The sequence below is a fragment of the Variovorax sp. GW821-FHT09D04 genome, assembly GCF_059416405.1.
This window is the reverse complement of sequence record NZ_JBWKPA010000002.1, coordinates 282053-308448: the sequence shown is the minus strand read 5'-3', so window position 1 is coordinate 308448 and position 26396 is coordinate 282053. Positions and strand designations below refer to the sequence as shown.

Below are 26396 nucleotides of genomic sequence, written 5' to 3'. Positions count from 1 at the left end.
ATGGCTGACATCGACAAGACCAAACCACTCGTCGAGCTGCGCGAGATCCGCAAGGCTTTCGGCGGCGTGAAGGCCGTGGACGGCGTGAGCATCAACCTCTACCCCGGCGAGGTGGTGGCGCTCCTGGGCCACAACGGCGCGGGCAAGTCCACGCTGATGAAGATGCTTGCGGGTGCCTACCCGATCGATTCGGGCGACACGCTCATCGCCGGCGAGAAGGTCCACATCCGCACGCCTGCCGAGGCGCAGGCGCAGGGCATCGAGACCATCTACCAGACGCTCGCGCTGGCCGACAACCTCGACTCGGTGGCCAATCTCTTTCTGGGTCGCGAGAAGATGACGGCGTGGAACACGCTGGACGACCACTTCATGGAAGTGCAGGCGCGCAAGGTGTTCCAGCGCCTGAACAAGAACTTCACCAACATCCGCATCCCGGTGCGGCGCCTGTCGGGCGGGCAGCGGCAGGTGGTGGCGATCTCGCGCGCGCTGTACTTCAACGCGCGCATCCTCATCATGGACGAGCCCTGCGCCGCGCTCGGCCCCGAAGAGACCGCGATGGTCGGGCGCCTGGTCAAGCAGCTGAAGGACGACGGCGTCGGCATCTTCCTGATCACGCACGACATGCCCGACGTGTTCTCGCTGAGCGACCGGCTCGCAGTGATGAAGAACGGCAAGCTCGTGGGCACCTACCGCACGTCCGATGTCACCGAAGACGAGGTGCTCGGGATGATCATTGCCGGCAAGCGGCCCGAGGGGCGCGAACAGGCGCACCACGCGGCAACCGCGGCCACCGCAGCGGCATGACATGAAGACCATCGGCGACCAGCAGCTGCTCAAGCGCCTGAACCGCAGCGTGCTGCTGCGGTTGCTGCGCGCGCAGCCGGGCTTGTCGCGCGCGCGGCTCGCGAGCGAAAGCGGGCTCACCAAGTCGACCGTGAGCCTGCTGGTGCGCGAGCTGCTCGATGAGGGCTGGCTCAGCGAATCGGGCGCCGCCGTGGCCGACGGGCTCGGGCGGCCGTCCACGCCGCTGCGGATCAACGTCGGCGTGCGCGCGCTGATGGGCGTGGAGATCGCCGTCGAAACGCTGCGCCTCGTGTGCGTCTCGCTGCAGGGCGAGGTGCTGCATGCGGAAGCCCAGCCGCTGGACGACGGCGAGCCCGGCCGCGTGTGCGCGCAGCTCGCGCGCATGGCCGCGGCCGCGCACGCGCACCTCGACCAGCGCGGCCTGCGCCTGTCGAGCATCGGCGTGTGCGTGCCCGGCGCGGTGGACGACTGCACGGGCGTCGTGCGCTTCGCGCCCAACCTCGGCTGGCGCAACGTGAGCCTGCTGCCCGCGCTCGAAAAGGCGCTGGCCGCGGCGGGCCTGCCGGGCGTCACCGTGCAGCTGCAGAACGACGCCGATGCGGCCGCGCTCGGCGAGTACGAGTTCGCCGCGGGCGAGGGCGAAGACCCGCTGATCTTCGTCAACAGCGACGTCGGCGTGGGCGCGGGCGTGGTGCTGAACGACCGCCTCTTCACCGGCGCGCAAGGCATGGCCGGCGAGATCGGCCACACCATCCTGCAGCTGGACGGGCCGCTGTGCTCGTGCGGCCGGCGCGGCTGCGCCGAGGCCTTCTTCGGTTCGCGAGTGCTGGCGCGCGAGGGCGCGGACATGGCGCGCGCCGCTGCGTTCTTCGGCGTGCTGCTGCAGAACCTGTGGGTCACCTTCAACCCGCGCGCGATCGTGCTCGGGGGCAAGGTCTGCGCCGAGCATCCGGAGTTCGCGCAGGCGGCGTTCGAAGGCGTGAAGGGGCACGCGGAGCGTGCCGGCATGCCTGCGCCGGAACTGCGTACGGCGCGGTACGAAGCACTCGCGCCCGCGGTGGGGGCGGCGGCGTTGGCGCTGCACGAATACTTAAGGCCGCTGCAGCCCGACGCCCGCACGCGGCGTGCGCGCGCCGCGCAGGGTCTCGCCACCGCGGCCCGAGCGTAATCGTTGGTCTAGAACCGACGAGCCGCAGACCAGTCCTCAGTCGAGCTGCAATCCCGCTTTTTGCGCTGCCTTGGGCAGGTTGTGGCGTTCTGTGCAGCGCCCCGCTCCACAACGGATCCCGCGCGAGATCATAGCTGCCGCCATTGCGTCATCAACGTTTTTACGCCTGACGCTCAGTGGCCCTTGGTGTTCATGGGTTACCAGAGCTTGAGATGAGGAGTGCAGAAGCCGCGGACAACATCCAACACCTCAAGGACACGATCCTCACCGGATTCACTGACCACTGAACTTCGGAGTTGCTCCAGTGCATGCGCGATTTCTTCCGCTGTCAATCCTCGTCGCTTGTACTGGTGTCGGTTGCCGCCAAAAATTGACCCTCTTAATGCAGTAATTTCCGTCTAAGACTGATCCACGTAGAACCCTATCCTGCTGATTTTTAGAACAGGGGGTCCTAGGAGTGATAGACGTGGCGACATTGAGTGTCATCAGACGCTGGACCCTGCGTGAGCAGATGTCCATTCGCGAGATTGCAAGGCGTCCAGGCCTGTCTCGCAACACCGTAAAGAAGTACCTGCGAGCCGACGATGAAGAGCCGCGTTACGCCAACCGGGCGAGTTCAAGCAAGCTCGATCCCTATGCCGAGAAGTTCGCGACTTGGCTCGCGATCGAGGTAACCAAATCGCGGAAACAGCGGCGCAATCTGCGGCAGATCACACAAGGAGTACATCAACCACTTATCCACATAGTGAAGCCTTCAGGCTCACAAAGTGTGACCTTGCCCCCGAAAAACGTCCCCCTTGCCGAGTGTTTCAATACAAGCAAGGAGAGTCGAAATGACGAAGACGGCAAGAGCGCGCTACACGCTCGAATTCAAGCTTGAGGCAGTGCGACTGGTCGAGGGCGGCCAGAGCATCGCGCACCTTGGGCGTGGTCGAGCAGACCTTGTTCAACTGGGTCAAGGCCCGGCGCCAGGGCAAGCTCACTGGCGCTGACAGCAAGGCGGTGAGCGCCGAGCAGATGGAGATCAGCCGGCTGCGTGCCGAGCTGGCGCGCGTGAAGATGGAGCGCGATATCTTGGAAAAAGCCACAGCGTACTTCGCGAAAGTGCAGCGGTGAAGTACGCCTTTGTCCAACGCCACCGACGTGTGTGGCCGATCTCGGTGCAATGCCGGGTGCTGCGAATCAGTTTGACGGGATATCACGAGCACTTCGTGCGCAAGGCCAGCGGCGCGCAGCGACGTCATCTGAGCGACGATGCCTTGCTGGTGCACATCAAGGCCATCCATGCCGAGACACGTGGGGGCTACGGCTGGCCGCGCATCTGGAAGGAGTTGCTCGCACGCGGCATCCGCGTTGGCAAGGACCGGGTGCAAAAGCTCATGCAACGCCACGGCATACGCGCCCGAGGCAAGCGCCGCTTCAAGGTCACCACCGACAGCCGCCACGATCTGCCGATCTCGCCCAACCTGCTGAATCGCGAGTTCACCGTGAATGAACCCGACCGGGTGTGGGTGGGCGACATCACCTACATTGCCACCGACGAGGGATGGTTGTTCCTGGCGGTGGTGATCGATCTGTTCAGTCGCCAGGTGGTGGGTTGGTCGCTGCGCCAGGACATGACGCGCGATCTCGTGATCGACGCGCTGCGCATGGCGTGGTTCAAGCGGCACCCGAGCAAGCAGGTCGGTCTGATCTTCCACAGCGATCGGGGCAGCCAATACGCCAGCCACGACTTCAGGGACGTGCTCAAGCAGTACGGCATCACCAGTTCGATGAGTCGCAAAGGCAACTGCTGGGACAACGCCTGCAGCGAGACCCTGTTCGGCTCATTGAAGGTGGAGCGGTTGCACGGGCAACGCTTCAAGACCCAGCGTGAGGCCAAGGACGAGACCGTCGCGTGGCTGCTCTGGTACAACCGTGCTCGACTGCATTCGACGCTGGCCTATGTCAGTCCGATGCAGTTCGAGCAGGACTGGCTTGCCAATCAACCAAGGCAAGCCAACTCATGAGCTCAGCTATGGGGTACGGATTCCAGGGGCAAGGTCAGTGTGTGGGTCAGTATTCGATGGAAATCTAGGGTCAGAGATCGGCGGAATCCAACAGCCTGGGCGCTGTTGTCGGCGGTCAGCGCAATGGAGAAGCCGTCTTCGTGCTTCCAATGGAGGTGGGTGCCACGGCCGGTGCGGTCGGTGTACCTGGAGATCAGATGGGTACTGGATTTTCCCCCTGCAGGCTTGTATTCGTAGTGCCAGCTTTGCTGATTTTCATCCTGGGCGGCGATGAGGTCGCTGCTGCCATCGGGCGACGCCTGATGCGTGTAGGCGGCGAGTTGGCGTATGGCCTGTCCATCCTGAACGAGCCACAGGCTTTGAATGCGGCCGAGTTCGTCGATGGCAGTGCTGACATGGATCTGGCCGCTGACAATGTCGGAGAGCTGGCCGCCTTCATGGCGATAGGCCAACCTCGTGGTGTGGCCGTTGCGCGTGCGCTGGCTTGTCAGCCGGTAATGCACGGCCTTGCCTTGCGTGCGCGCCTTGCCCTCGCGGACGAACTGGGGGGCGAGCTCGAAGGTCTCGACGTAGTCACGCCCATGGCTCAGGACGAGCAGGCCGGCATTGCCTCGCCCGAGGGTGAGGTCTTCAATGGCATTGTGGTGAGTCTGGCCGGCCTTGCCATCTTCAGGTTCGGCCAATTTGGGGAAGCGATGCTCGCGGCCATCGGCCGCGAAGTAGCTCAGCGTGCCATCTGCGGCCTGATCGATGCGGGTGGTGTAGGGACTGGTCCACCGGGCACCAAGGTAAGCGCTGGTGCCGGCCTGTCCGGATTGCTGCACCAGTGGGTCGTAAGCTGACAGGCGCGAGTGGTACGTGCGACTCCAGACGATGGGCATGTGGCCCGGCAAGGTGAAATCGGTATGGGTGAAGGTCTCGCTGCCGGTTGCAAAGCTGATGGAGCCGGGCGTTCGAGCGGCCGTTTCACAGTCCTTGCAGCGGTTGGCATCCTGTATTCGTCTCGTGCGCTCGGAGCCCCCTGTATCCAGTTCCCCTTCCGGCTTCTTCTGATCGTGCTTTCCGGTCGTCGTTGGGTTGACTGTGGCGCCTCCCGTCTTGCCCTTGGCGCGAAAGCGCAAGACAGCGTCCTTGAGCCTCTTGAGAAGCCAACCGATGGACATGTCGGCACGCGCATCGCCCAACGCCTTGATCTTCGTCTTCGCCGTTCTGCCCAGATCGTCGAGCAAGTCGGCGTAGGTGTTCATCAGCTTGGAGGCCTTGCCGCCGGCTTCGGTGTTGCGCATGGCCAGGCCGACGCCGGCATTGCTTGCAACCTTGGCGCCTTGCACGACCTTCCCGCCGACATACCCGGCTCCCTCTGAGATCCCCTCTCCGACATCGTCGGCAATTCCTTTGATGGCTCCCCAGACACCGCTCTCGTAGGTGGTCTTGGGATCGCGCTTCAAGGAGATTTCTGGCGCCGGTGCGCTGGTATCGAAAGGCTTGCCCGATGCGAGCTTGCGCAATGCGCTGCCCAATCCGGAGATCAGGTCATGCGCCATGGAGGCGGCTTCTTCCAGAATGCCCTCGAGCTTCTTGATGGCCTCGTCCACGAACTTGTCGATCTCACCGGCCAGCGTGGCATTGAGGTGGTCAACAAGCAGTGCGACGAGGGCATCGTCGAGGCCGTGGCCGACGGTGCGCAACTTGCTTCGCACAAGATGCAGCGCAGGTCTCAGGCTGGTGCGCGCCGCAGCCATGGTCGGAGGGAACGGAATGATTCCAATCAGGTTGGTACCAAGGCTGACCCAGTTGAGTCCCTTCTCGACGCTGCTGGAGGTCTTGTTCTGGACAAGAACGATGATGTCGCACACGGCATCGATGGCTGCCAGGATGTTGCCGAGAATGGGAACGGCACTGGCGACAGCCATGACTCGGTCCACCGTGACGTAGTTGCCGCTGATGCTCTTGAGCCAGTCGTTGACAACCTTCTTGGCGCCCGGAAGCTCTGCGGGATCGATCTGATCCAACGGCTTGACGAATATCTCCTGTTCGTCTTCTTTCTTCGCCATCTCCGCTTGCGATAGGTCAGCCATGCTGGGACTCCCTGAGCCGCTTGGCTCGTGTCGATTTTTTTATGCACTGCATGCACGCAATGCGCGCATATGCGGCTTGAGCTCTAGACCGTGGTGTGAGGACCTGCCGCGCCGGGTGGCAAGCGACATCGGTCATGCCCGCAATGCCGGCTGCATCGATTGCCAACCTGGCGAGCTGACCGTCGGCCATCGCGGCTGTCGCCCAGTCGGTACTCACGGGCGCCAGATGCAGCCAGGGACGCAACGTGAGCTTGTCTTGAATGTGGCGACCTTCTTCACCCCACAGCTGCGCGCCGGCGATGAGCGCATTGATCTGCCGGGCGTCGGCGCCCAGCCCGCCTGCGTTGCCGCCCACCACGCCGGCCACAAACTCCCCCGTGTCATCGAGTTCGATCGCGTAGCTGATCTCGCAGCCGATGAGGGCATCCAGGTCGATGTCGGCCACCTGGCTGAAGCTGAGTGCATCGGGAGGTTTGAGCGCAAGCTCGTATTCGAACAAGGCATTGAGGCCTTCGTGGCCCGACAGGCGCACGGGTTCGAGGGCATCGGGCAGCACAGGGCTTGTGACCGCAAGGGTGTGAGACACGTGGTGGACCTCTGACAAAACAGGGATCCAAAAAGTCTGTGGCACACCCGCGCCGCACCGTTGCAAACAATGGTCAACCAGCGCTCACGCGTGCAACTGGCGCAGCGTGGCGTGAAAAATTCGTGGAACTGAGTTCGAGTGAACTGGAGCGAAGAGCGATTCGCGGCCCAAGGCGGCCACCGCTCATCCGATTGGCCGGATGGCTGCACGATCATTCAGGCATCGTGTTCTCAACCTCTCTGCAATGGGCAGACGATGCCCGCACTTTATTCGGCCTGAGGCTGCTCGCTGTCGCGCCAGCCGCGCAACCGCCGGTACAGCGTGCCGCGCGACACGCGCAGCTGCCGCGCCGCCTGAGACACGTTGCCGCCATGCGCCGCGAGCGTGTCCTCGATCAGCTTGCGGCTGTGCTCGCGCAGGGTTTCGGTGGGCGGTGTCTCGCTGGCGGGTGCAAGCGCCACGGGCTGCTCCGCCTGCACGTCGATCGCCACGGGCGCCTCGACCTGTGCGCTCGCCATGTCCGGCATCGCCACCGCGTGGCGGAAGTCCGCGCCGTCCGCGCCCTTGAGCTGCGCCTGCATCCACACGCCGAGCCCGCTGGCCAGCCGCAGCGGCTGCGCGGCCTCGCGCCGGCCCAGCCGCAGCAGGCTCGCGAGGTCGTGGCCCAGCAGGCATTCCACGTCGCGGTCGTCGGGGGCCTCGGGCAGCCGTCCCAGCAGCCGCGCGCCGGCGTTGTTGAGCCACGCGATGGTGCCGTCGGGCGCGATGCCCGCGAGCGCCTCGAGCGGCGTGCCCAGCAGCGTGGGGCTGGCCTGGAAGCGCAGGATGAGGTGGTCGCGCGACTGCGCCTGCAGCAGCCGGTTCTCGATGATGGTGGCGTGCAGCGCCACCATCGAGGCCGCGTCGAAGCCGAAGCGCCGCGCCTCCACCGTGAGGTCGAGCACGCCCGCGAGCCGGCCGCACACGTCGCGGATCGGCGCCGCGGCGCATTGCATGTGGCACAGCACGTCGTAGTAGTGCTCGGCACCGTCCACGGTGCAGGCCTGCCCGGTGCTGGCCACGATGCCCGGCGCCGTGGTGCCCACCACGCGCTCGGAGATGTTCACGCCCAGCCGTGCGGTCTGGCGCAGCACGGGCTGGTGCGTGCCGGCGGGCTGGCTCGTGACATGCACCACCACGCCGTCGCGGTCGGTCAGGATCACGCGGCAGTCGGTGCCCGCGAGCATGTGCTCCATCTGCACGAGCTCCTGCCGCGCCACGTCCAGCAGCTCGCGGTTGCGCGCGAGCGTGGTGTGCAGCCGGCTGGGCGTGACGGCGTCGAAGGCCACCACGCGCTGCCGGTCGGCGTGGGTGCGGCTGCAGCGCATCCACGACTGGATCACCGCCTCGCCGACCAGCCCCGAGGGGCGCACGCCTTCTTCGAAAAACTGCTGCCGCGCCAGCGCCACGCGCTGCGCCGGCGTGCTGGCAAAGAGTTGGCGCGGCGCATCCGCCGTGCCGAGCCTGTCGAGCGCCATGGGTTCGCCGCCTCTTCCGGGTTCAGGGACCCTCTCGAATGTGTTCCGCAATGGAACAAGGCTTGATTGGGGAAATCCCGGGGGTGAAGGCCGATGCCGTGCGAACGATCCTTGGGGCAGAACGAAGAAGGAGACAGACCCCGATGAAGACGACAACGACACAGCCTCTTTCCGGGCGGCGCCTGCTTGCGGGCGCCTTGCTGTGCCTGGGCCTGGTGGCCCCGGCGCTGGCCCAGACGGCCGCCAGCCCGCAGGACCGCGCCGGCGCGGCCGCCAAGCGCGTCGACGGCAACTTCGTGCGTGCCAACGCGGCGAAGAAGACGCCCGACTGGCCCAGCTACGGGCTCGACTACGCCGAGTCGCGCTTCAGCAAACTCGACCAGGTCAACACCGGCAACGTGAAGCAGCTCGGGCTGGTCTGGTCGTACAACCTCGAATCGACGCGCGGCGTGGAAGCCACGCCGCTGGTGGTCGACGGCATCATGTACGTCACGGCCTCGTGGAGCATCGTGCATGCGATCGACACGCGCACCGGGCAGAAGATCTGGACCTTCGATCCGCAGGTCGACCGCACGAAAGGCTTCAGGGGCTGCTGCGACGTGGTCAACCGCGGCGTGGCGCTGTACGAAGGCCGCGTCTACGTGGCGGCTTACGACGGCCGGCTGATCGCGCTCGACGCCGCCACCGGCCAGAAGGTGTGGGAGAAGAACACCATCGACGGCCAGAAGGGCAGCTACACCATCACCGGCGCGCCGCGCGTGTTCAAGGGCAAGGTCATCATCGGCAACGGCGGCGCCGAGTACGGCGTGCGCGGCTATGTCACCGCCTACGACGCGAAGACCGGCGACCAGAAGTGGCGCTGGTTCGTGGTGCCCGGCGACCCGAGCAAGCCCTTCGAGGACGAGTCGATGGCGCGCGCCGCCAAGACCTGGGACCCGAGCGGCAAGTACTGGGAGGCCGGCGGCGGCGGCACCGCCTGGGACAGCTTCGCCTTCGACCCCGAGCTCAACCTGATGTACGTGGGCACCGGCAACGGCTCGCCCTGGGCCGCCAAGGCGCGCAGCCCCAAGGGCGGCGACAACCTCTACCTGGGCTCGGTGGTGGCGCTCGACCCGGACACCGGCAAGTACAAGTGGCACTACCAGGAGACGCCCGGCGACAACTGGGACTACACCTCGACCCAGTCGATGATCCTGGCCGACGTCAAGCTGAACGGCAAGGCGCGCAAGGTGCTGCTGCACGCGCCCAAGAACGGCTTCTTCTTCGTCATCGACCGCACCAACGGCAAGTTCATCTCGGCGAAGAACTTCGTCGCGGTCAACTGGGCCACGGGCTACGACAAGAACGGCCGGCCGATCGAGGTCCCCGCCGCGCGGCAGAACGAGAAGCCGGGCGACAGCATCCCGGGCCCGTTCGGCGCGCACAACTGGCACCCGATGTCCTACAACCCGCAGACCGGCCTGGCCTACCTGCCCGCCCAGCACGTGCCGATCAACCTGATGGACGACAAGGCCTGGAAGTTCGACGAGAACGCACCCGGCCGGCCGCACGCGGCGCTGGGCTGGAACCTGGGCAAGTTTGCCAACGTCGAGCCGCCCACGAGCAAGCCCTTCGGCCGCCTCGTGGCCTGGGACCCCATCAAGCAGAAGGAAGCCTGGGGCGTGGACTATGCCTCGCCGTGGAACGGCGGCACGCTGACCACCGCCGGCGACCTCGTGTTCCAGGGCACGGCCGACGGGCGCCTGGTGGCCTACCACGCCAAGACCGGCGAGAAGCTCTGGGAAACGCCCACCGGCACCGGCGTGGTGGCGGCGCCCGCGACCTACATGGTGGACGGCAAGCAGTACGTGTCGGTGGCCGTGGGCTGGGGCGGCGTGTACGGCCTGGCGCAGCGCGCCACCGAACGCCAGGGCCCGGGCACGGTCTACACCTTCGCGGTCGGCGGCACGGCCAAGATGCCCGCCTTCGTCGAGTACCGCATGGCCAAGCTGGTGCAGGGCGTGAAGTACGACCCCGCCAAGGTCCAGGCCGGCACCATGCTGTACGTGAGCAACTGCGTGTTCTGCCACGGCGTGCCGGGCGTGGATCGCGGCGGCAACATCCCGAACCTGGGCTACCTCGACCCGGCCTACATCGAGAACCTCGACAAGTTCGTGCTCAAGGGCCCGGCCATGTCGCGCGGCATGCCCGACTTCACGGGCAAGCTCTCGGGCGACGACATCGAGAGCATCAAGGCCTTCATCCAGGGCACGGCGGACGCGATCCGGCCGAAGTAGAGGCATCGCGGACTCAAACAGAAAAGGCGCCCTCGGCGCCTTTTCTTTTGGGGGCAGGGCGCTCGTCAGCCCGCCAGCCGCAGCTCGTGGATCAGCCCCGCCACGTTGCCCACCTGCAGCTTGTCGTAGATCGACTGAATGTGGTTGCGCACCGTGGCCGGCGAGCGGTTCAGGATGGCGGCCACTTCCTTGTGGGTGTCGCCGCGCGCCAGCAGTTCGGCGATGGTGTGCTCGCGCGGCGTGAGGCTGTCGGCGCGGCAGCGATGGCGGCACTTGAGGAACAGCAGGCGCTGCTCGACGCGGTGCGTGACCACGATCTCGCGCCCGTTGAAGCGCGCGTGGCCCTGCAGGAAGTGCTGCAGCAGCGCATCGGGCAGCGTGCGGCCGTGCCAGGCCGGCCACTCGGCCTTCAGCATGGCCTCGAACAGCCGGTCGGCGTGGTACAGCACGCCGCGCAGGTCGCCGATGGCCGAGCCGCCGGGCGACGCGCTGCCCGCTTCGAGGCGGTCCAGGTGCATCACGCGGTTCAGCGCCAGCGCCTGCATCACGTGCGGCGCGAGGCTGGCGAGCAGTTGCCGCTCTTCCTCCGTGCCGTGGGCTTCCGGGTCGGCGCGGAACAGACTGAGCCAGTGGACGAAGCTCGTCTGCGGGTTCGAATCCGAGGTGATGAAGAAGTTGGCCTGCTCGAAGCGGCGGCCGTAGTCGCGCAGCTCGGCCTGGTCGTCGCGGCAGAACCACGCCTGCGCATTGAAGGCGAGCGTGGCGTTCGACTGCTTGGCCACCTCGCCAGCGGCCGTGTCCATGTGCTTGACCTGCTCGTAGGCCGTGACCATCTCGAGCGGCTGGTTGTGCAGGTGGATCGTGTGGATGTCGATGCCGTGGTCGGTGCGGGTGGCGGTACCCCACATCGACGAGTCGAAGGGCAGCACGGGCTTGAGGAGGTCGAGCGCGGCGTCCTGGAAGGCGTCGATGGGCAGCTCGTGCGAGAGGCGGTACAGCCGCAACAGGAGGTCGCTGAAGTCGCGCGGGACACCGGCCGTGAAGGTCATGCGGGGAGTCTTCCAGCCCCGGCGCCGCATGCCCATCCCATGTTCCGGTGACGCGCGCGGGGCTCGGCCGCGCGGTTTCAAGAATGGTGCATTTGCATCATTTGATTTCCAAAAGCGAAAGCTATTGTTTGCAGCGCCCTCGGTTGCTGACCAGGCCCTTTCCCTTTTCGAGAGACCCACGATGCCCCACCCCACCTCCAGAATTCCCCACGCCCTGTCCCTTGCCACCCTGTTGATCCTCGGCGCCTGCGGCGGCGGTGGGGGTGGCGGAGGCGGCGGTGGCTTTGCATTCCCCGTCGGTACGGGCGGCAACGGCGGCACGCCGCCCGCCGCCGAGTCGCCCGGCACGTTGAGCGGCACCGTGGCCACCGGCGCGGCCTTTGCCGGCGCCGCGCTCACCGTGTTCGACCAGACCGGCGCCAAGGTCTGCGAAGTGACCGTGCCGGCCGAAGGCACCTACAGCTGCGTGCTGCCCGCGGGCACCAAGGCGCCGCTGGTGATCCAGGCCGTGCGCGACGACCTCACGCTCTACAGCACCACCGCCAGCACCGCCACCGGCACCACCAACGTCACGCCGCTGACCACCGTGGTGGTGGCGCAGCTGTCGCCCAACGGCGACCCCGCCAAGCTCGCCGCCGCGGTGCAGGCCGATGCCGGCGCCGTCACGCCGGGCGCCATCAGCGACCAGGTGGCGAAGCTCGTGGCCGCGCTCAAGCCACTGCTGGACGCGCTCAACACCAGCATCGACCCGATGAGCGGCACTTTCCAGGCCAACGGCACGGGCCAGGACCGCGTGCTCGACACGCTGAACGTCTCGGTGCGCCCCGACGGCACGGCCGCCAACATCGAGATCACCGTCAAGGCGCAGCCCGCGAGCGAAGAGAGCGCGCCCGTGTCCATCGTCTTTCGCACCGGCGAGAGCAGCATCGCGCCGCTGCCCGCGGTCGATGCCGCGGCCCTCGTGCAGCCGCCCACGCCGGCGATGGTCAAGGACCTGCTGGACCGCCTCAACGCCTGCTACGCGCTGCCGCTGAACGAGCGCGTGGACAGCACCATCGGCTCCGACGGCAATGCCTTCGGCGAGGCCGCCGACGTGGTCGCGCCGGCCTGCCGCACGCTGTTCGTGGGCGACGACCCGGCCAGCTTCGTCGCGGCCGGCCTGCACATCGGGCGCGCGTCGAGCGGCCCGCGCCGGCCTTTCGAAAGCCTGTTCCGCTTCGGCCCCACGAACCTGAAGCACGACCGCGGCAACTTCGAATACTTCCACCCGGGCGGCGACATCGCGCTCACCTACCGCTGGACCGACAGCGTGGGCAACACCGACAACGACGTGTTCAACGCCAGGATCGTGAATGGCACGCTCAAGCTCACCGGCAACAGCAACGCCTACCGCGCCGCCGTGCGCCCGCAGCAGGAGCTGAAGGACTTCCTCAAGCACGCGAACCTGAAGTACCACGCCGCGGGCTACAACGTGTCGGTGGACAACGTGCTCGACGGCAATGGCGACTCGATCTTCACGAAGGTAGTGGCGACCTCGTCGGCGCTGCCGGGGCGCGAGCTGGTCCTCGTGCCCCGGGCCGGGCTGACCACCCTGGTGCTCACCACCGACGGCACCGCCAACGGCGCGCTGAACTCCTCGCTGTGGCGCATGGCCGCACGCTACGTGGACCCGGCGCAAGGCGGCAACCCGAGCAGCGTCGAGTCCGGCAATCTCTTCGCAGCGCCGCAGTTCGACGACACGCAGCTGGGCGCCATTCCCGACCAGGCGGTCTGGAAGCTCGAGTTCTTCCTGGCGGCCGGCGGGCCCAACCCGGTGCAGTACGTGCGCACCTTCTCGCGCGCGCCGACCCTCGCCGAGGCCGTGCAACTGCCGACCGTGGAAATGACGCCGGCCTTGCGCGCCGAGCTGATGCAGGAAATCGACGGCGTTCCGCGCGGCATCGTGTTCGGCGCGCCGGTGCCGTCCGACCCCACCGCCAACAACATCGACTTCAGCGCCGAGGGCAACCTCGACGGCTGGGCCGTGCCCAGCGGCGCCTACGCCCCGACCACCTTCCTGGTGGCCGGCCGTGGCCCGAACAACAACCGCTTCACCGACTCGATCACCGTGCGCACCTCGGCGCGCAAGGCCGTCATCTACTGCCAGCCGGTGAACTCGCCGAGCGACAACCACTGCGTGAGCGTCGGCAACAACGCGTACCAATACGCGCAGGGCTCGTCGGTCAGCAGCTTCATCTTCACGGCACGCACCGCGCGCCAGGTCGATGTGCGCAAGAACTTCGAGGCGTGGACCTACTCGCCTCCCTGATTCTTTTCCTGCTGTCACCGCATGAAAAAAGCCGCCGGCCCTTTCGGGTCGGCGGCTTTTTCGATGGGAGATCGAAAGGATCAGTCCGCGTACACGCCGGCGGCCTTGATGATCGGACCCCACTTGGCGATTTCAGCCGAGACGAACTTCTTGTGCTCGGCCGGCTCGACGCGCTTGTCGGTGGTGATCACGGCGCCCAGGCCTTCCTGGCGCTTGATGAACGCCGGGTCCTTCATGGCGGCCTTGATGGCCTCGTTGACCTTCTTCAGCACCGGTGCGGGCGTGCCCTTGGGGGCGTACACGCCGTGCCAGATCGACACTTCGAAGCCCTTCAGGCCCGACTCGTCGAGCGTGGGCAGGTCTTTCAGCGCGGGCGTGCTCAGGCGCTTGCTGGTGGTCACGGCGTAGGCCTTGACCTTTTTGGCCTCGATCTGCGACGTGGTGTTGGTGGTCTGGTCGCACAGCAGGTCGATCTGGCCGCCCAGCAGGTCGGCGATGGCCGGCGCGGTGCCCTTGTACGGCACGGGCGTCATCTCGATCTTCAGCGCGCTCTGGAACAGCAGGCCGCACAGGTGCGAGGCGGCGCCCAGGCCGGCATTGCCCAGGTTGATCTTGCCCTTGTTGGCATTGATCCAGGTCGTCAGTTCCTTGTAGTTGTTGGCGGGCAGGCCGGGCTTGCCGATGAGCGTCATCGGCACTTCATTGACCATGCCGAGGTATTCGAAGTCGTTCTCGACGTTGAACGGCAGCTTGCGGTACAGCGCCGGCATCGTCGACATGCCGATGTGGTTCAGCAGCAGCGTGTAGCCGTCGGGGTTGGCGCGCGCCACCTTGGCGGTGCCGATCGAGCTGCCGGCGCCGGCGGTGTTGTCCACGATGATCGTCGTGCCCAGCGTCTTCTGCAGCGATTCGGCCAGGTCGCGGGCCACGCGGTCGGTCGGGCCGCCGGCCGAGAAAGGCACCACCAGCGTCACGGGCTTGCCTGCGGGGAAATCCTGGGCGTGTGCGCCGACGGCGGCCGCGGCAATCGCCGCGAGGGCAAACAGTTTCTTCATGATGTCTCCGACGGAGTTTTTAAATGGAAAGGGTCGCGATCTTATCGGCTGACCGGGGGCTGACCCATACCGAATAGCCCTTAGGAATGTCACCGTTTTCGCCCCATGCTGGGGCATGATCACGCCCGTCCCGCGCACCCGCGCCGGGGTGACCACAACCACAAACAGGCCAGCCCGACGGGCGGCATCGAGGAGAAGAAACCAATGGATCCCTGGGTCTATCCGCGCGAGCGTTGGCTCGGCAAACTCACGCTCGTTCTGGGCCTGCTGGCCTGGACGCTGATCGTCGTCGGCACGCTGGGCATTGCGCTGCTGTACGTGCTGCTGGGCTTCATCGGCTACGTGTTCGCGCAGTCGGCGGTCATCGCCTGGATCAAAGGGACGGGCGTGAAGCTGTCGCCCCAGCAGCTGCCCGAGCTGCACGCGCGCTTCGTCGACTGCTGCACCCGCCTGGGCATCGCGCAGCCGCCCGAGGCCTACCTGCTGCACGGCGACGGCATGTTCAACGCCTTCGCCACGCGCTTCTTCGGCCGCAACTTCGTGGTGCTGCTGTCCGACGTGGTCGACGCCATGGAGGCGCAGCCCGACGGCATCCACTTCTACATGGGCCACGAGCTGGGCCACATCCGCCGCGGCCACCTCACGGGCCACATCTGGCGCGCGCCGGTGCTCTGGCTGCCGCTCCTGGGCGCGGCCTATGCGCGCGCCAAGGAATACACCTGCGACCTGCACGGCGCCGCCTGCTGCCGCGAGGTCGACTCCGCACCGCGCGCGCTGGTGGCGCTGGCCGCCGGCGCGCAGCAGTGGCGCAACGTGAACCTGCAGCGCTACGCCGCCCAGTCGGCCGGCAATCGCGGCTTCTGGGGCTCGTTCCACGAACTCATCGGCGGCTACCCCTGGCTCACCAAGCGCGTCGCGCGCGCCATCGACCCGGGCGCCAAGCTGCCCGAGCGCAACCCGGTGGCCTACCTGCTCGCGTTCTTCGTGCCGTATGCCGGCCGAGCCGGCGGCGGCGCGGCGGGTGTGCTGATCGTGGTGGCTGTCATCGGCGTCATGGCGGCTGCAGCCATCCCCGCCTACCAGGAGTACCAGACCCGCGCCGTCGTCGCGCAGGCCTGGTCCGAGGGCGCGCCGGTGCGCAACGCGCTCACGCGCCACTACGAGGAAAAGGCCGAGATCCCCGACTCCCTGGCCGCCGTCGGCCTGCCGGAGAACCTGCCCAACGGCGCGACCCTCACGCTCGACCCCGACAGCATGGTGGTGGAGGTGGCCACGCCCAAGGGCACGCTGCGCATGGAGCCGTCGTCGACCGACCGGGGCATTGCGTGGCATTGCAGCGCGGGTGACGGGTTGAAGGAGAAGGCGTTGCCGGCGAGCTGCAAGAAGTAGCCGGGCATTGGCCCTGATGACGTCCCCCGCTTCCATCGCACACGCGTGGCGCCTGCCGCGCGACTTCGCGCTCATCACCGTGGCGGTCGAAGCGGCCATCGTGGGGGTCCACTTCGGCAGGCAGTTGTGGCCCGGCTCGGGGCACGAGGGCTATGGCCTGGACGTGTGGGCGGGCATGGCGGCCAACCTCGCAATGTCCTGGGTGCTGGCGGCGGCACTGGCCTGGAGCCATGCGCGCCAGGCATTGGAGGTGCGCGGCGGTGCGCGCCTGGCGCAGCTGCGCGGCCCGCGTGTGCGCCATGCCGGGGCCTATCTCATCGTGCGGGTGCTGGACTACTTCGTGCTGAGCCCGTGGCTCTACGGGCTGGGGTTGCTCTACATGCCGGGCGGTCGGCTGGTGCAACTGGCGATGCTGGTGCTGAGCGTGTGGCTGGCAACCTGGCTTGCGCTGAGGCAGGGCACTCAGGCATCGGCCGCGTCGTTCGATGCGGGCGATGCCGACGCCGTGGCGCCCGCGAGCGCATCGCCGGGTCGCGCCACGGTAGCGCTGTTGATCGCCGCCGTGTCCGCGTCGATCCAGATTTGGTGCGCGATGGTCACGGACCCGTGGCACGAGGCCATGAGGACCATGGACCGCGTGGCGCCCTTCCTGAGCTGGGTCGCGCCGCCGTTGTTGGTCTTTGCTCTGGCGTTCTGGGGCGCGTGGCTCGGCATCGGCCGTGGCCCGCTCCCCACACGGGTCCGGCCCTTCCGGGCCGTGGCCGCGTCGGTGCTGGCCTTTGTGCTGGTGCTGGCGGGCTGCGCTGCCGTCATCCTCGCGGGACTGGGGTTGCTGGAGCCGTCCCAGACCAGCATGGCCGGTGTCGGCGACCTGGTCATCCTGCTGGCCGCGCTCGTACCGCTCTACCCCTTACTGACCGTGCTGCTCACGCGCTTCATCACGCGCCGCCTGTACCGCCCCTACTTGTAGCTGCGCGCGTCCTCGATCACCTTGCCGTCGTTCGGCAGGCTGCCCGGCGCCACCAGTTCGATGGTGCCGCGCAGCTTGGTCACTTCGCGCACCGCGTCGGCAATGCGTGCGTCGAGCCCGGCCGGGGCGCCGGCGCATTCGAGCTTGAAGGTCATCTGGTCGTCGCCCATCTCGCCCGACACCACGAGCCGCGCGCGCACGATCTCGGGAAAGCGCCGCACGACCTCGGCGACCTGCGAGGGGTGCACGAACATGCCACGCACCTTGGTGGTCTGGTCGGCGCGGCCGAGCCAGCCCTTGATGCGCTTGTTGGTGCGGCCCGTGGGGCAGGTGCCCGCGAGCACGGCCGAGAGGTCGCCGGTGCCGAAGCGCACCAGCGGGTAGTCGGGGTTGAAGGTGGTGACGACGATCTCGCCCACCTCGCCGTCGGGCACCGGGTCGCCGGTGCCGGGGCGCACGATCTCGACCAGCACGCCCTCGTCGATCACCAGGCCCTGGCGCGCGCTGGTTTCATAAGCGATGAGGCCCAGGTCGGCGGTCGCGTAGCACTGGATGCCCTGCACGCCGTGCGCGGCGATCCAGTCGTGCAGGCTGGGCGGAAAGGCCTCGCCGGACACCAGCGCCTTGGTGAACCACGGCAGCTTCTGGCCCTTTTCTTCGGCCTTCTCCAGCAGGATCTTCAGGAAGCTCGGCGTGCCCGCGTAGCCGTCGGGCTTGAGGTCGACGATGGCTTCGAGCTGCTGCTCGGTCTGGCCCGTGCCGCCCGCGAAGATGGTGCAGCCCATGGCATGCGCGCCGCTCTCCATGATGGAGCCGGCCGGCGTCATGTGGTAGCTGAAGCTGTTGTGGATCAGCTCGCCGCTGCGAAAGCCCGCCGCATGCAGCGCCCGCGCGGTGCGCCAGTAGTCGCGCGCCTCGCCCTCGGGTTCGTAGATGGTGCCGGGGCTCGCGAAGATGCGCGGCATGCGCGGCCCGCGCACGATCGACGCAAAGCCGCCGAAGGGGTCGTCGGCGCGGCGCGCCTTCTGCAGCTCGAGCAGTTCCGACTTGCGCGTGACGGGCAGCTTGGCGAGGGCCTCGCGCGAGGTGACGTCGGCGGGCTTCACGCCGTCGAGGATCTTCGTGAAGGCGGACGTTGCAGTCTGTGCCTGGGCGATCTGCCGGGGCAGCGCGGCCAGCAGGTCACGTTCGCGTTCGGCGGGGTCGCGGATTTCCAGTTGGTCGTAGTGGTCGTTCATGTCCGTACCCTTCGTCTATCGATTCGGTCGCTCTGGGGTGGGTACTTCAGGCCAACCAGCGCTTGCGGCGCTTGTAGCTCTTCACGTCACGGAAGCTCTTGCGGTCTGCGCCGCCCACGCCGAGGTAGAACTCTTTCACGTCCTCGTTCTCGCGCAGGCTCTTGGCCTCGCCGTCCATCACGATGCGGCCGTTCTCCAGGATGTAGCCGTAGTCGGCATAGCGCAGCGCCATGTTGGTGTTCTGCTCGGCCAGCAGGAAGGTCACTTTTTCCTTGGTGTTCAGGTCTTTGACGATCTCGAACACCTCTTCCACGATCTGCGGCGCCAGGCCCATCGAGGGCTCGTCCAGCAGCACCATGGTCGGGTTGGCCATCAGCGCGCGGCCGATGGCGCACATCTGCTGCTCGCCGCCCGAGGTGTAGGCCGCCTGCGAGGTGCGGCGCGTCTTCAGGCGCGGGAAATACGCGTAGACCTTCTCCAGCGTCTCCTGCACCGCGGCCTTGCCGTCGGTGCGCGTGTAGGCGCCGGTCATCAGGTTCTCTTCGATGGTCAGGTGGGCGAAGCAGTGGCGGCCTTCCATCACCTGGATCAGCCCGCGCTTGACCAGCTCGGCCGGCGACAGCGCCTCGATGCGCTCGCCGCGCAGCTCGATGGTGCCCTTGGTCACGGCGCCGCGTTCGCCCGCGAGCAGGTTGCTCACGGCGCGCAGCGTGGTCGTCTTGCCGGCGCCGTTGCCGCCGAGCAGCGCCACGATGCCGCTTTCGGGCACGGTCAGCGACACGCCCTTGAGCACGAGGATCACGTGGTTGTAGATGACCTCGATGCCGTTGACGTTGAGAAGGATCTTGGGTTCGCTCATGGTGTGGTCCGAAGCATTCGCAAGAACGGCACATCGCCGTCCTTGCGAATGGCGGCTCTTGCGAGCCGCCACGGCACTCAGTGCATCAGGATTGGCAGTCGGCTGCTTCGCGGCGGGTGAGCTTCTTCTCGCCCGCGTACTTGTCGGCCGCCGCCTTCACCATCGGCTTGATGATCTGGCTGTCGGCCTCGTACCAGTCGGACATGCCGCCCCACTTGGCGCCGTCCCAGGTATGGACGCGCGCCCAGGTCGAGCCCATGTGGTCCTGGCACGAGGTGCTCACCGGACGCATCACGCCCGAGAAGCCGAGGGCGTCGAGCTTCTTCTGGTCGAGCGCGAGGTTTTCCATGCCCCAGCGCACCTGCTCGCCGGTCATGACCTTGCCCTTGCCGAAGCGCTCCTGCGCACGACGCACGGCCTCGATGGTCAGCATCTGGATGATCACGCCGCGCGTGTAGAGCACCGAGCCCACTTCGTCCTTCGGACCCGTGCCCTGGCCCTTGTCATGCACCTGCTTGAGGATGTCCTGGATCACCTTCGGCTGCGTGCCCGAGGTGTTCAGCGCCAGCGCGTTGTAGCCCTTGGCGTTGGCGCCCACGTCCTTCACGTCGGGTTCGGCGCCGGCCCACCACACGCCGTACATCTTCTCGCGCGGGTAGCCCGTGGCCACGGCTTCCTTCAGGGCGGTGGAGTTCATCACGCCCCAGCCCCACAGCAGCACGAAGTCAGGACGCGACTGGCGCACCTGCAGCCAGGCCGACTTCTGTTCCACGCCCGGTGCGGTCACGGGGATCAGCGACAGCTCGAAGCCGTTCTGCTTGGCGCGCTCCTGCAGCAGCGGGATCGGTTCCTTGCCGAATGGCGAGTCGTGGTACACGAGGGCGATCTTCTTGCCCTTGAGCTTGTCCATGCCGCCTTCTTTTTTGCCGATGTGCTGGATCAGGATGTCGGCCGCGGTCCAGTAGGAGCCCATGAGCGGGAAGTTCCACTTGAACACGCCGCCGTCCTGCGAGGCCGACAGGCCGTAGCCCAGCGTGATGAGCGGGATCTTGTCGGTGGGCACCTTGTCGGTCAGCGCGAAGGTGATGCCGGTGGCCTGCGGGTCGAACAGCGTCACGCCCGGGCGGCCCTTCAGGCGCTCGTAGCATTCCACGCCCTTGTCGGTGGCGTAGCCGGTTTCGCATTCCTCGTACGTGATCTTCACGCCGTTGATGCCACCGGTGGCGTTGATGTACTTGATGTAGTCCTGCTTGCCGTTGGCCCAGGGCGTGCCGTTGGGCGCGTAGGGGCCGGTGCGGTACACCAGCAGCGGGAAGAACTGTTCCTTGGCCTGGGCCTGCGCGAGCGAAGGCGCGAAGGCCGCGCCGAGGGTGCTGGCCACCAGGGCGGCGGTCAGAGCGAGCGATTTCAGTGTCATGCCTGTCTCCTTTTGTGGGCACCTCGGTGCCGGGTTTTTACGAACGAACAACAACGAACCAGAACCTGTCAGTGCGGGAAGGGCCACAGCCGCAGCTTTTCCTTGGCCGTGGACCACAGCCGCGCCAGGCCGTGGGGCTCGACGATCAGGAAGAACACGATCAGCGCGCCGAAGATCATGGTCTCCAGGTGCGAGGCCAATGCGGTCGAGATCGAGAAGCCCAACCACCCCGGCAGCTGGTTCAGGAAGAGCGGCAGCAGCACGATGAAGGCGGCGCCGAAGAAGCTGCCCATGATCGAACCGAGCCCGCCGATGATCACCATGAACAGCAGTTGGAACGAACGGTCGATGCTGAACGCCGCCGGCTCCCAGGCACCGAGGTGAATGAAGCCCCACAGCGCGCCGGCCACGCCGACGATGAAGCTGCTCACCGCGAAGGCCGTGAGCTTGGCGTACACCGGGCGGATGCCGATCACCGCGGCGGCCACGTCCATGTCGCGCATCGCCATCCATTCGCGGCCGATGGCGCTGCGCACGAGGTTCTTGGCGAGCAGTGCGAACACCACCACGAAGATCAGGCAGAACAGATACTTCTGCACCGGCGACTCGATCGGCACGCCGAACACGTTCAGGCCCGCCACGCTCACCGAGCCCGAGGACGAGTTGTTGGTGAACCACTGGATGCGCAGGAACGCCCAGTCGGTGAAGAACTGCGCGGCCAGCGTGGCCACAGCGAGGTACAGGCCCTTGATGCGCAGGCTCGGAATGCCGAACAGCACGCCGATCACCGTGGCGCACAGCCCGCCCAGCAGCAGCGAGGCGATGAGCGGCATGCCGTCGATGCGCACCTGGAAGTTGTAGGCCGCATACGCGCCCACCGCCATGAAGGCGCCGGTGCCCAGCGAAATCTGGCCGCAATAGCCGACCAGGATGTTCAGGCCCAGCGCCGCCAGCGACAGGATCAAAAAGGGCGTGAGGATGGCGCGCATCCAGTAGTCGGACACGCCCATCGGCACCACGACGAACGCCACGAGCAGCAGCACCAGGATCGCCAGGCGGTCCTGCGCGATCGGGAAGATCTGTTGGTCGGCGCGGTAGCTCGACTTGAACTGGCCGTTTTCTCTGTAGAACATTCTCAGACCCGATCGATGATTTTTTCGCCGAACAGGCCTTGCGGGCGAACCAGCAGGAAGACCAGTGCCAGCACGTAGGCAAACCAGATCTCGATGCCGCCACCGAGCATGGGGCCGAGATAGATTTCAGACAGCTTCTCGCCGACACCGATCAACAGGCCGCCGATGATGGCGCCGGGGATCGAGGTCAGCCCGCCGAGGATCACCACCGGCAGCGCCTTCAGCGCCACCAGCGAGAGCGAGAACTGCACGCCGAGCTTGGAGCCCCAGATGATCCCGGCCACCAGCGCCGAGAAACCGGCCACCGACCACACGATCACCCAGATGCGCGACAGCGGAATGCCGATCGATTGCGCGGCCTGGTGGTCGTCGGCCACCGCGCGCAGCGCCCGGCCCGTGGCGGTCTTCTGGAAGAAGATCGCCAGCACCACCACCAGCGCGGCGGACACCAGCGCGGCGATCAGGTCTTCCTGGCTCAGCAGCAGGCCGCCCTGGAAGGTGCCTTCGAGCACCATCAGCGGCTCCTTGGGCATGCCCACGTCGATCTTGTAGATGTCGTTGCCGAAGATCGTCTGGCCCACGCCGTCGAGAAAGTAGGCGATGCCCAGCGTGGCCATCAGCAGCGTGATGCCTTCCTGGTTCACCAGCTTGCTCAGCGCCAGCCGTTCGATGAGCCAGGCCACCACGATCATCACGGCCATGGCCGCGATGAAGGCCAGGATGTTCGCGAGGATCTGGCTCTGGAAGCCGAACCACTGCGGGAACCACTCGGCAAAGCGCGCCATGGCCAGCGCCGCGAACAGCACCATCGCGCCCTGCGCGAAGTTGAAGACGCCCGAGGCCTTGTAGATCAGCACGAAGCCGATCGCGATCAGCGAATACAGCATGCCGACCATGAGGCCGCCGAAAAGGGTTTCGAGGAAAAATCCCATGGTCAATGCTCCACGCCGAGGTATGCCCGGATCACGTCTTCGTTGTTCCGAACTTCATCCGGCGTGCCGTCGCCGATCTTCTTGCCGTAGTCCAGCACCACCACGCGGTCGGAGATGTCCATCACCACGCCCATGTCGTGCTCGATGAGCACGATGGTCGCGCCGAACTCGTCGTTCACGTCGAGGATGAAGCGGCTCATGTCCTGCTTCTCTTCGACGTTCATGCCGGCCATGGGTTCGTCCAGCAGCAGCACCTGCGGCTCCATCGCCAGCGCGCGGCCGAGGTCGACGCGCTTTTGCAGGCCGTAGGGCAGGCGGCCCACCGGCGTCTTGCGGTGCGCCTGGATTTCCAGGAAGTCGATGATGTGCTCGACGAACTCGCGGTGCTGCAGCTCTTCGCGTTCGGCCGGGCCCCAGCGCAGCGCCTGTGCGAACAGGCCGCTCTTCATCTTGAGGTTGCGCCCGGTCATGATGTTGTCGAGCACGCTCATGCCCTTGAACAGCGCCAGGTTCTGGAAGGTGCGCGCCACGCCCATCTCGGCCACCTGGCGCGAGTTCATGTGCTTGAAGGTCTGGCCGCGGAAGGTGATGGAGCCCTGCTGCGGCCAGTACACGCCGTTGATGCAGTTCAGCATCGAGCTCTTGCCCGCGCCGTTGGGGCCGATGATGGCCCGCACCTCGTGCTCGCGCACGTTGAAGCTGATGTCGGTCAGCGCCTTCACGCCGCCGAAGCTCAGCGAGATGTTCTGGACGTCGAGGATGACGTCGCCAATTTTCCGATTGCTCATGCGGCGGCCTTCACGATGGGGAAGGTCTTGGCGTCGTTGATCTTCAGCGTGGCGCTGACAACCCCCGTGCGTCCGTCCTCGAACTTGACCTGGGTCTCGATGTACTGCGCGGTCTTGCCGCCGTACAGCGCATCGACCAGCACGGCGTATTTCTCGGCGATGAAGCCGCGGCGCACCTTGCGCGTGCGGGTCAGCTCGTCGTCGTCGGGGTCGAGCTCCTTGTGCAGCACGAGGAAGCGCGCGATTTGCGTCTCGCCCATGCCGTCCTCGGCCGCGAGGTCGGCGTTGACCTTGGCGATGCACTCGGCCACCAGCGTCAGCACCTCGGGCTTGCCGGCCAGGTCCACATAGCCGCCGTAGGCCAGGCCGCGGCGCTCGGCCCAATTGCCGACCGCCTCGAAGTCGATGTTGATGAAGGCGCAGACCTCGTCGCGGCCGTTGCCGAAGCACACGGCCTCCTTGATCTGCGGGAAGAACTTGAGCTTGTTCTCGATGTAGTTGGGCGCAAAGATCGCGCCGCCCACGAGCCGGCCCACGTCCTTGGCGCGGTCGATGATGCGCAGGTGGCCTTCGCTGTCGAGCACGCCCGCGTCGCCGGTGTGGAAGTAGCCGTTGGCATCGAGCACCTCGGCGGTGGCGTCGGGGCGCTTGTAGTACTCCTTGAGCACCGACACGCCGCGCACCAGCACTTCGCCGTCTTCCGCAATCTTCAGTTCGATGCCTGGCGCCGCCGTGCCCACGGTCTGCAGCTTGACCTTGCCGTCCTGCTGCAGGCACACGTAGGCGCAGGTCTCGGTCTGGCCGTAGAACTGCTTCAAGTTCACGCCGATGGAGCGGTAGAAGCGGAACAGGTCGGGCCCGATGGCCGCGCCGGCCGTGTAGGCCACGCGGATGCGGCTCATGCCCAGCACGTTGCGCAGCGGGCCGTAGATGAGCAGGTTGCCCAGGCTGTACATGACGCGGTCGCCGGTGCTCACGGGCGCGCCGTTGAGGATGTCGGCGCCCACGCGCTGTGCCAGCGCCATGAACTTCGCGTACAGCCAGCGCTTGGGCGCGGCCGCGTCTTCCATGCGGATCGACACGGCCGTGAGCAAGCCCTCGAAGGTGCGCGGCGGGCCGAAGTAGTAGCTCGGGCCGATCTCGCGCATGTCGTTCATCACCGTCTCGGCCGACTCGGGGCAGTTGAGCGTGAAGCCGCCCACCAGCCACTGCGCCACCGAGAACAGGTGGTCGCCCACCCAGGCCATCGGCAGGTAGCTCATGATGTTGTCGCCGGGGCCGAGCTTGTCGGTCTCGACGCCGCCGCGCCCCGCCGCGATGAAGCTGGCGTGCGTCTGGCACACGCCCTTGGGGCGGCCGGTGGTGCCCGAGGTGTAGAGGATCACGCCGACGTCGGACGCCTCGCCGCTGGCCACGGCGCGGTCGTAGTAGCCGGCGTTGGCCTTGTCGAAGGCCCGGCCCAGCTCGCGCAGCTGCTCGTAGCTCATGAGCCCCGGCTGCTCGTAATGGCGCAGGCCCTTGGGGTCGTCGTAGATGATGTGGCGGATGCCCTGCTGCTGGCCCTCCTGGCCTTGCTGCAGCTCGCGGCATTCGAGCAGCTTGTCGACCTGCTCCTGGTCTTCGACGATCACGAACTCGATGCTCGCGTCGTTCAGCATGAAGACCATCTCGCTGGCGACCGCGTCCTGGTACAGCGGCACGGGCACGCCGCGCAGGCTTTGCGCGGCGAGCACGGCCATGTACAAGTGCGGCCGGTTGGCGCCGACGATCGCAAGGTTGTCGAAGGCCTTGAAGCCAAGGCTTGCCAGACCGCAGGCCATCTCGCGCACTTCCTGCGCCACGGCGTTCCAGGTCCAGGTTTGCCAGATGCCAAGGTCTTTTTCGCGCACGGCGGGAGCCTCGGGACGGGCCTCGGCATGCGCGAGCAGCAGACGGGGGAAGGTGGGGGCGGTGGTTTGCACAGTGGCCGGATCGTAGGTCCCACTTTGACGCCCGGTTGTCGTTCCAACGACAATCCTAGGGACACTACTCCCCGGAGTTTCCCGATGCCTCCTGGCAACCTCAACCCACAGAACGTGCTCGGCGGTTCCATCAAGGACCGCGTGCGCCCCGCCAATGCGACCGAGCTCGACGGTATTCCGTGGCTGCCCACGCTCACGCCCGCCGAGCGCCGCCGCGCCGAGGCCACGCTCGTGGTGGGCGAGGCCGAGCCCGGCGACCTGGTGTGCCGCGTCGGGCGTTCGCCCACCTACTGGTTCGGCGTGGTCGAGGGGTTGCTGAAGATGAGCAACGACAACGCCGACGGCGGCTCGGTCACCTACACCGGCGTGCCGCCCGGCGGCTGGTTCGGCGAGGGCACGGTGATGAAGCGCGAGCCCTACCGCTACAACATCCAGGCGCTGCGCCGCAGCCTCGTGGCGGGGCTGCCGATCGAGAGCTTCCACTGGCTGCTGGACCACTCCATCGGCTTCAACCGCTTCGTGATGAACCAGCTCAACGAGCGGCTGGGCCAGTTCATCGCGGCGCTGGAGATCGACCGCCTGAACAACCCCGACGCGCGCGTGGCGCGCAACCTGGTGTCGCTGTTCAACCCGGTGCTGTACCCCGGCGTGGGCGAGGTCTTGCGCATCACGCAGCAGGAACTGGCGTACCTTGTCGGCCTGTCGCGCCAGCGCGTGAACGAGGCGCTCAATGCGCTGTCGGCGCAGGGGCTGATCCGCGTGGAGTACGGTGGCCTGCGCGTGCTCGACCTGCCCGGCCTGCGCGCCACCGCGATGTCCAGCCGCAAGAACAACAGCACCTCGACCTGAAAGAAGAAAA

The 26396-nt window shown here is 66.8% G+C and carries 19 protein-coding genes and 2 pseudogenes; 9 read left to right on the top strand and 12 right to left on the bottom strand.

What is annotated here, in order from left to right; translation table 11 throughout:
• From AC07O4_RS07670 to AC07O4_RS07655, 4 genes and pseudogenes are all read left to right on the top strand, one after another.
• Positions 1-804: an ATP-binding cassette domain-containing protein gene (locus AC07O4_RS07670; RefSeq protein ID WP_495304199.1), complete on the top strand. Its 804-nt coding sequence runs from the start codon at positions 1-3 to the stop codon at positions 802-804.
• A 1-nt stretch (position 805) separates the two neighbouring features.
• Positions 806-1972, top strand: coding sequence for an ROK family transcriptional regulator (locus AC07O4_RS07665; RefSeq protein WP_495304197.1), 1167 nt, complete (start codon positions 806-808; stop codon positions 1970-1972).
• Between the two features lie 457 nt (positions 1973-2429).
• Positions 2430-2684 (top strand): annotated as a pseudogene (locus AC07O4_RS07660) (helix-turn-helix domain-containing protein); the annotation flags it as partial.
• A 121-nt stretch (positions 2685-2805) separates the two neighbouring features.
• A pseudogene (locus tag AC07O4_RS07655) lies at positions 2806-3981 on the top strand (IS3 family transposase).
• A 2-nt stretch (positions 3982-3983) separates the two neighbouring features.
• Here the strand turns inward: AC07O4_RS07655 and AC07O4_RS07650 are convergent.
• The 3 genes from AC07O4_RS07650 to AC07O4_RS07640 all read right to left on the bottom strand — a co-directional run bounded on the left by AC07O4_RS07650 (position 3984) and on the right by AC07O4_RS07640 (position 8162).
• Complete coding sequence (locus AC07O4_RS07650) at positions 3984-6059, bottom strand: DUF6531 domain-containing protein (protein ID WP_495304196.1); 2076 nt, start codon at positions 6057-6059, stop codon at positions 3984-3986.
• Positions 6052-6645 (bottom strand): contractile injection system protein, VgrG/Pvc8 family, encoded by a 594-nt coding sequence (locus tag AC07O4_RS07645; RefSeq protein WP_492741825.1) that lies wholly within the window; start codon positions 6643-6645, stop codon positions 6052-6054. Before AC07O4_RS07645 ends, AC07O4_RS07650 begins: the two co-directional genes overlap by 8 nt.
• A 266-nt stretch (positions 6646-6911) precedes the next feature.
• Positions 6912-8162 carry a helix-turn-helix domain-containing protein gene (locus tag AC07O4_RS07640; RefSeq protein ID WP_495304195.1) on the bottom strand — a complete coding sequence of 417 codons (1251 nt, stop codon included), beginning with the start codon at positions 8160-8162 and terminating at the stop codon, positions 6912-6914.
• 143 nt (positions 8163-8305) lie between these two features.
• On the opposite strand from AC07O4_RS07640, the gene AC07O4_RS07635 reads away from it, so the two are divergent.
• Entirely contained in the window at positions 8306-10438 is a 2133-nt protein-coding gene (locus AC07O4_RS07635) for a PQQ-dependent dehydrogenase, methanol/ethanol family (RefSeq protein ID WP_495304194.1), read from the top strand.
• A 65-nt stretch (positions 10439-10503) separates the two neighbouring features.
• Here the strand turns inward: AC07O4_RS07635 and AC07O4_RS07630 are convergent, their stop codons facing one another.
• On the bottom strand, positions 10504-11487 hold the full coding sequence (locus AC07O4_RS07630; protein ID WP_062473909.1) for a helix-turn-helix transcriptional regulator: 984 nt from the start codon (positions 11485-11487) through the stop codon (positions 10504-10506).
• A gap of 181 nt (positions 11488-11668) precedes the next feature.
• On the opposite strand from AC07O4_RS07630, the gene AC07O4_RS07625 reads away from it, so the two are divergent.
• Complete coding sequence (locus tag AC07O4_RS07625; protein ID WP_495304193.1) at positions 11669-13795, top strand: carboxypeptidase regulatory-like domain-containing protein; 2127 nt, start codon at positions 11669-11671, stop codon at positions 13793-13795.
• A gap of 80 nt (positions 13796-13875) precedes the next feature.
• Here the strand turns inward: AC07O4_RS07625 and AC07O4_RS07620 are convergent, their stop codons facing one another.
• A complete protein-coding gene (locus tag AC07O4_RS07620) occupies positions 13876-14850 on the bottom strand; it encodes a tripartite tricarboxylate transporter substrate-binding protein (RefSeq protein ID WP_070062994.1) in 975 nt (324 codons plus the stop codon).
• A gap of 204 nt (positions 14851-15054) precedes the next feature.
• On the opposite strand from AC07O4_RS07620, the gene AC07O4_RS07615 reads away from it, so the two are divergent.
• Complete coding sequence (locus AC07O4_RS07615; RefSeq protein WP_495304192.1) at positions 15055-16239, top strand: M48 family metalloprotease; 1185 nt, start codon at positions 15055-15057, stop codon at positions 16237-16239.
• 16 nt (positions 16240-16255) lie between these two features.
• Positions 16256-17209, top strand: coding sequence for a hypothetical protein (locus tag AC07O4_RS07610; RefSeq protein WP_095747135.1), 954 nt, complete (start codon positions 16256-16258; stop codon positions 17207-17209).
• On the opposite strand, the gene AC07O4_RS07605 is transcribed toward AC07O4_RS07610, so the two are convergent.
• The 7 genes from AC07O4_RS07605 to AC07O4_RS07575 all read right to left on the bottom strand — a co-directional run bounded on the left by AC07O4_RS07605 (position 17200) and on the right by AC07O4_RS07575 (position 25537).
• Positions 17200-18447, bottom strand: coding sequence for a phenylacetate--CoA ligase family protein (locus tag AC07O4_RS07605; protein WP_495304190.1), 1248 nt, complete (start codon positions 18445-18447; stop codon positions 17200-17202). The two genes, AC07O4_RS07610 and AC07O4_RS07605, sit on opposite strands and share 10 nt — an antisense overlap.
• Before the next feature lie 46 nt (positions 18448-18493).
• Positions 18494-19306 carry an ABC transporter ATP-binding protein gene (locus AC07O4_RS07600; RefSeq protein WP_492683399.1) on the bottom strand — a complete coding sequence of 271 codons (813 nt, stop codon included), beginning with the start codon at positions 19304-19306 and terminating at the stop codon, positions 18494-18496.
• An 85-nt stretch (positions 19307-19391) separates the two neighbouring features.
• The gene (locus AC07O4_RS07595; protein WP_062473894.1) at positions 19392-20723 is read right to left on the bottom strand and encodes an ABC transporter substrate-binding protein; all 1332 of its coding nucleotides are present in this window, start codon (positions 20721-20723) and stop codon (positions 19392-19394) included.
• Between the two features lie 68 nt (positions 20724-20791).
• Entirely contained in the window at positions 20792-21856 is a 1065-nt protein-coding gene (locus AC07O4_RS07590) for a branched-chain amino acid ABC transporter permease (protein WP_062473892.1), read from the bottom strand.
• A 2-nt stretch (positions 21857-21858) separates the two neighbouring features.
• Positions 21859-22788, bottom strand: coding sequence for a branched-chain amino acid ABC transporter permease (locus tag AC07O4_RS07585; RefSeq protein WP_070062998.1), 930 nt, complete (start codon positions 22786-22788; stop codon positions 21859-21861).
• 2 nt (positions 22789-22790) lie between these two features.
• Positions 22791-23576: an ABC transporter ATP-binding protein gene (locus tag AC07O4_RS07580; RefSeq protein ID WP_062473888.1), complete on the bottom strand. Its 786-nt coding sequence runs from the start codon at positions 23574-23576 to the stop codon at positions 22791-22793.
• Entirely contained in the window at positions 23573-25537 is a 1965-nt protein-coding gene (locus AC07O4_RS07575; RefSeq protein ID WP_495304189.1) for an AMP-dependent synthetase/ligase, read from the bottom strand. Before AC07O4_RS07575 ends, AC07O4_RS07580 begins: the two co-directional genes overlap by 4 nt.
• 84 nt (positions 25538-25621) lie before the next feature.
• Between AC07O4_RS07575 and AC07O4_RS07570 the strand changes: the two genes are divergently transcribed.
• Entirely contained in the window at positions 25622-26386 is a 765-nt protein-coding gene (locus AC07O4_RS07570) for a Crp/Fnr family transcriptional regulator (RefSeq protein WP_495304187.1), read from the top strand.
• Positions 26387-26396 lie beyond the last annotated feature (10 nt).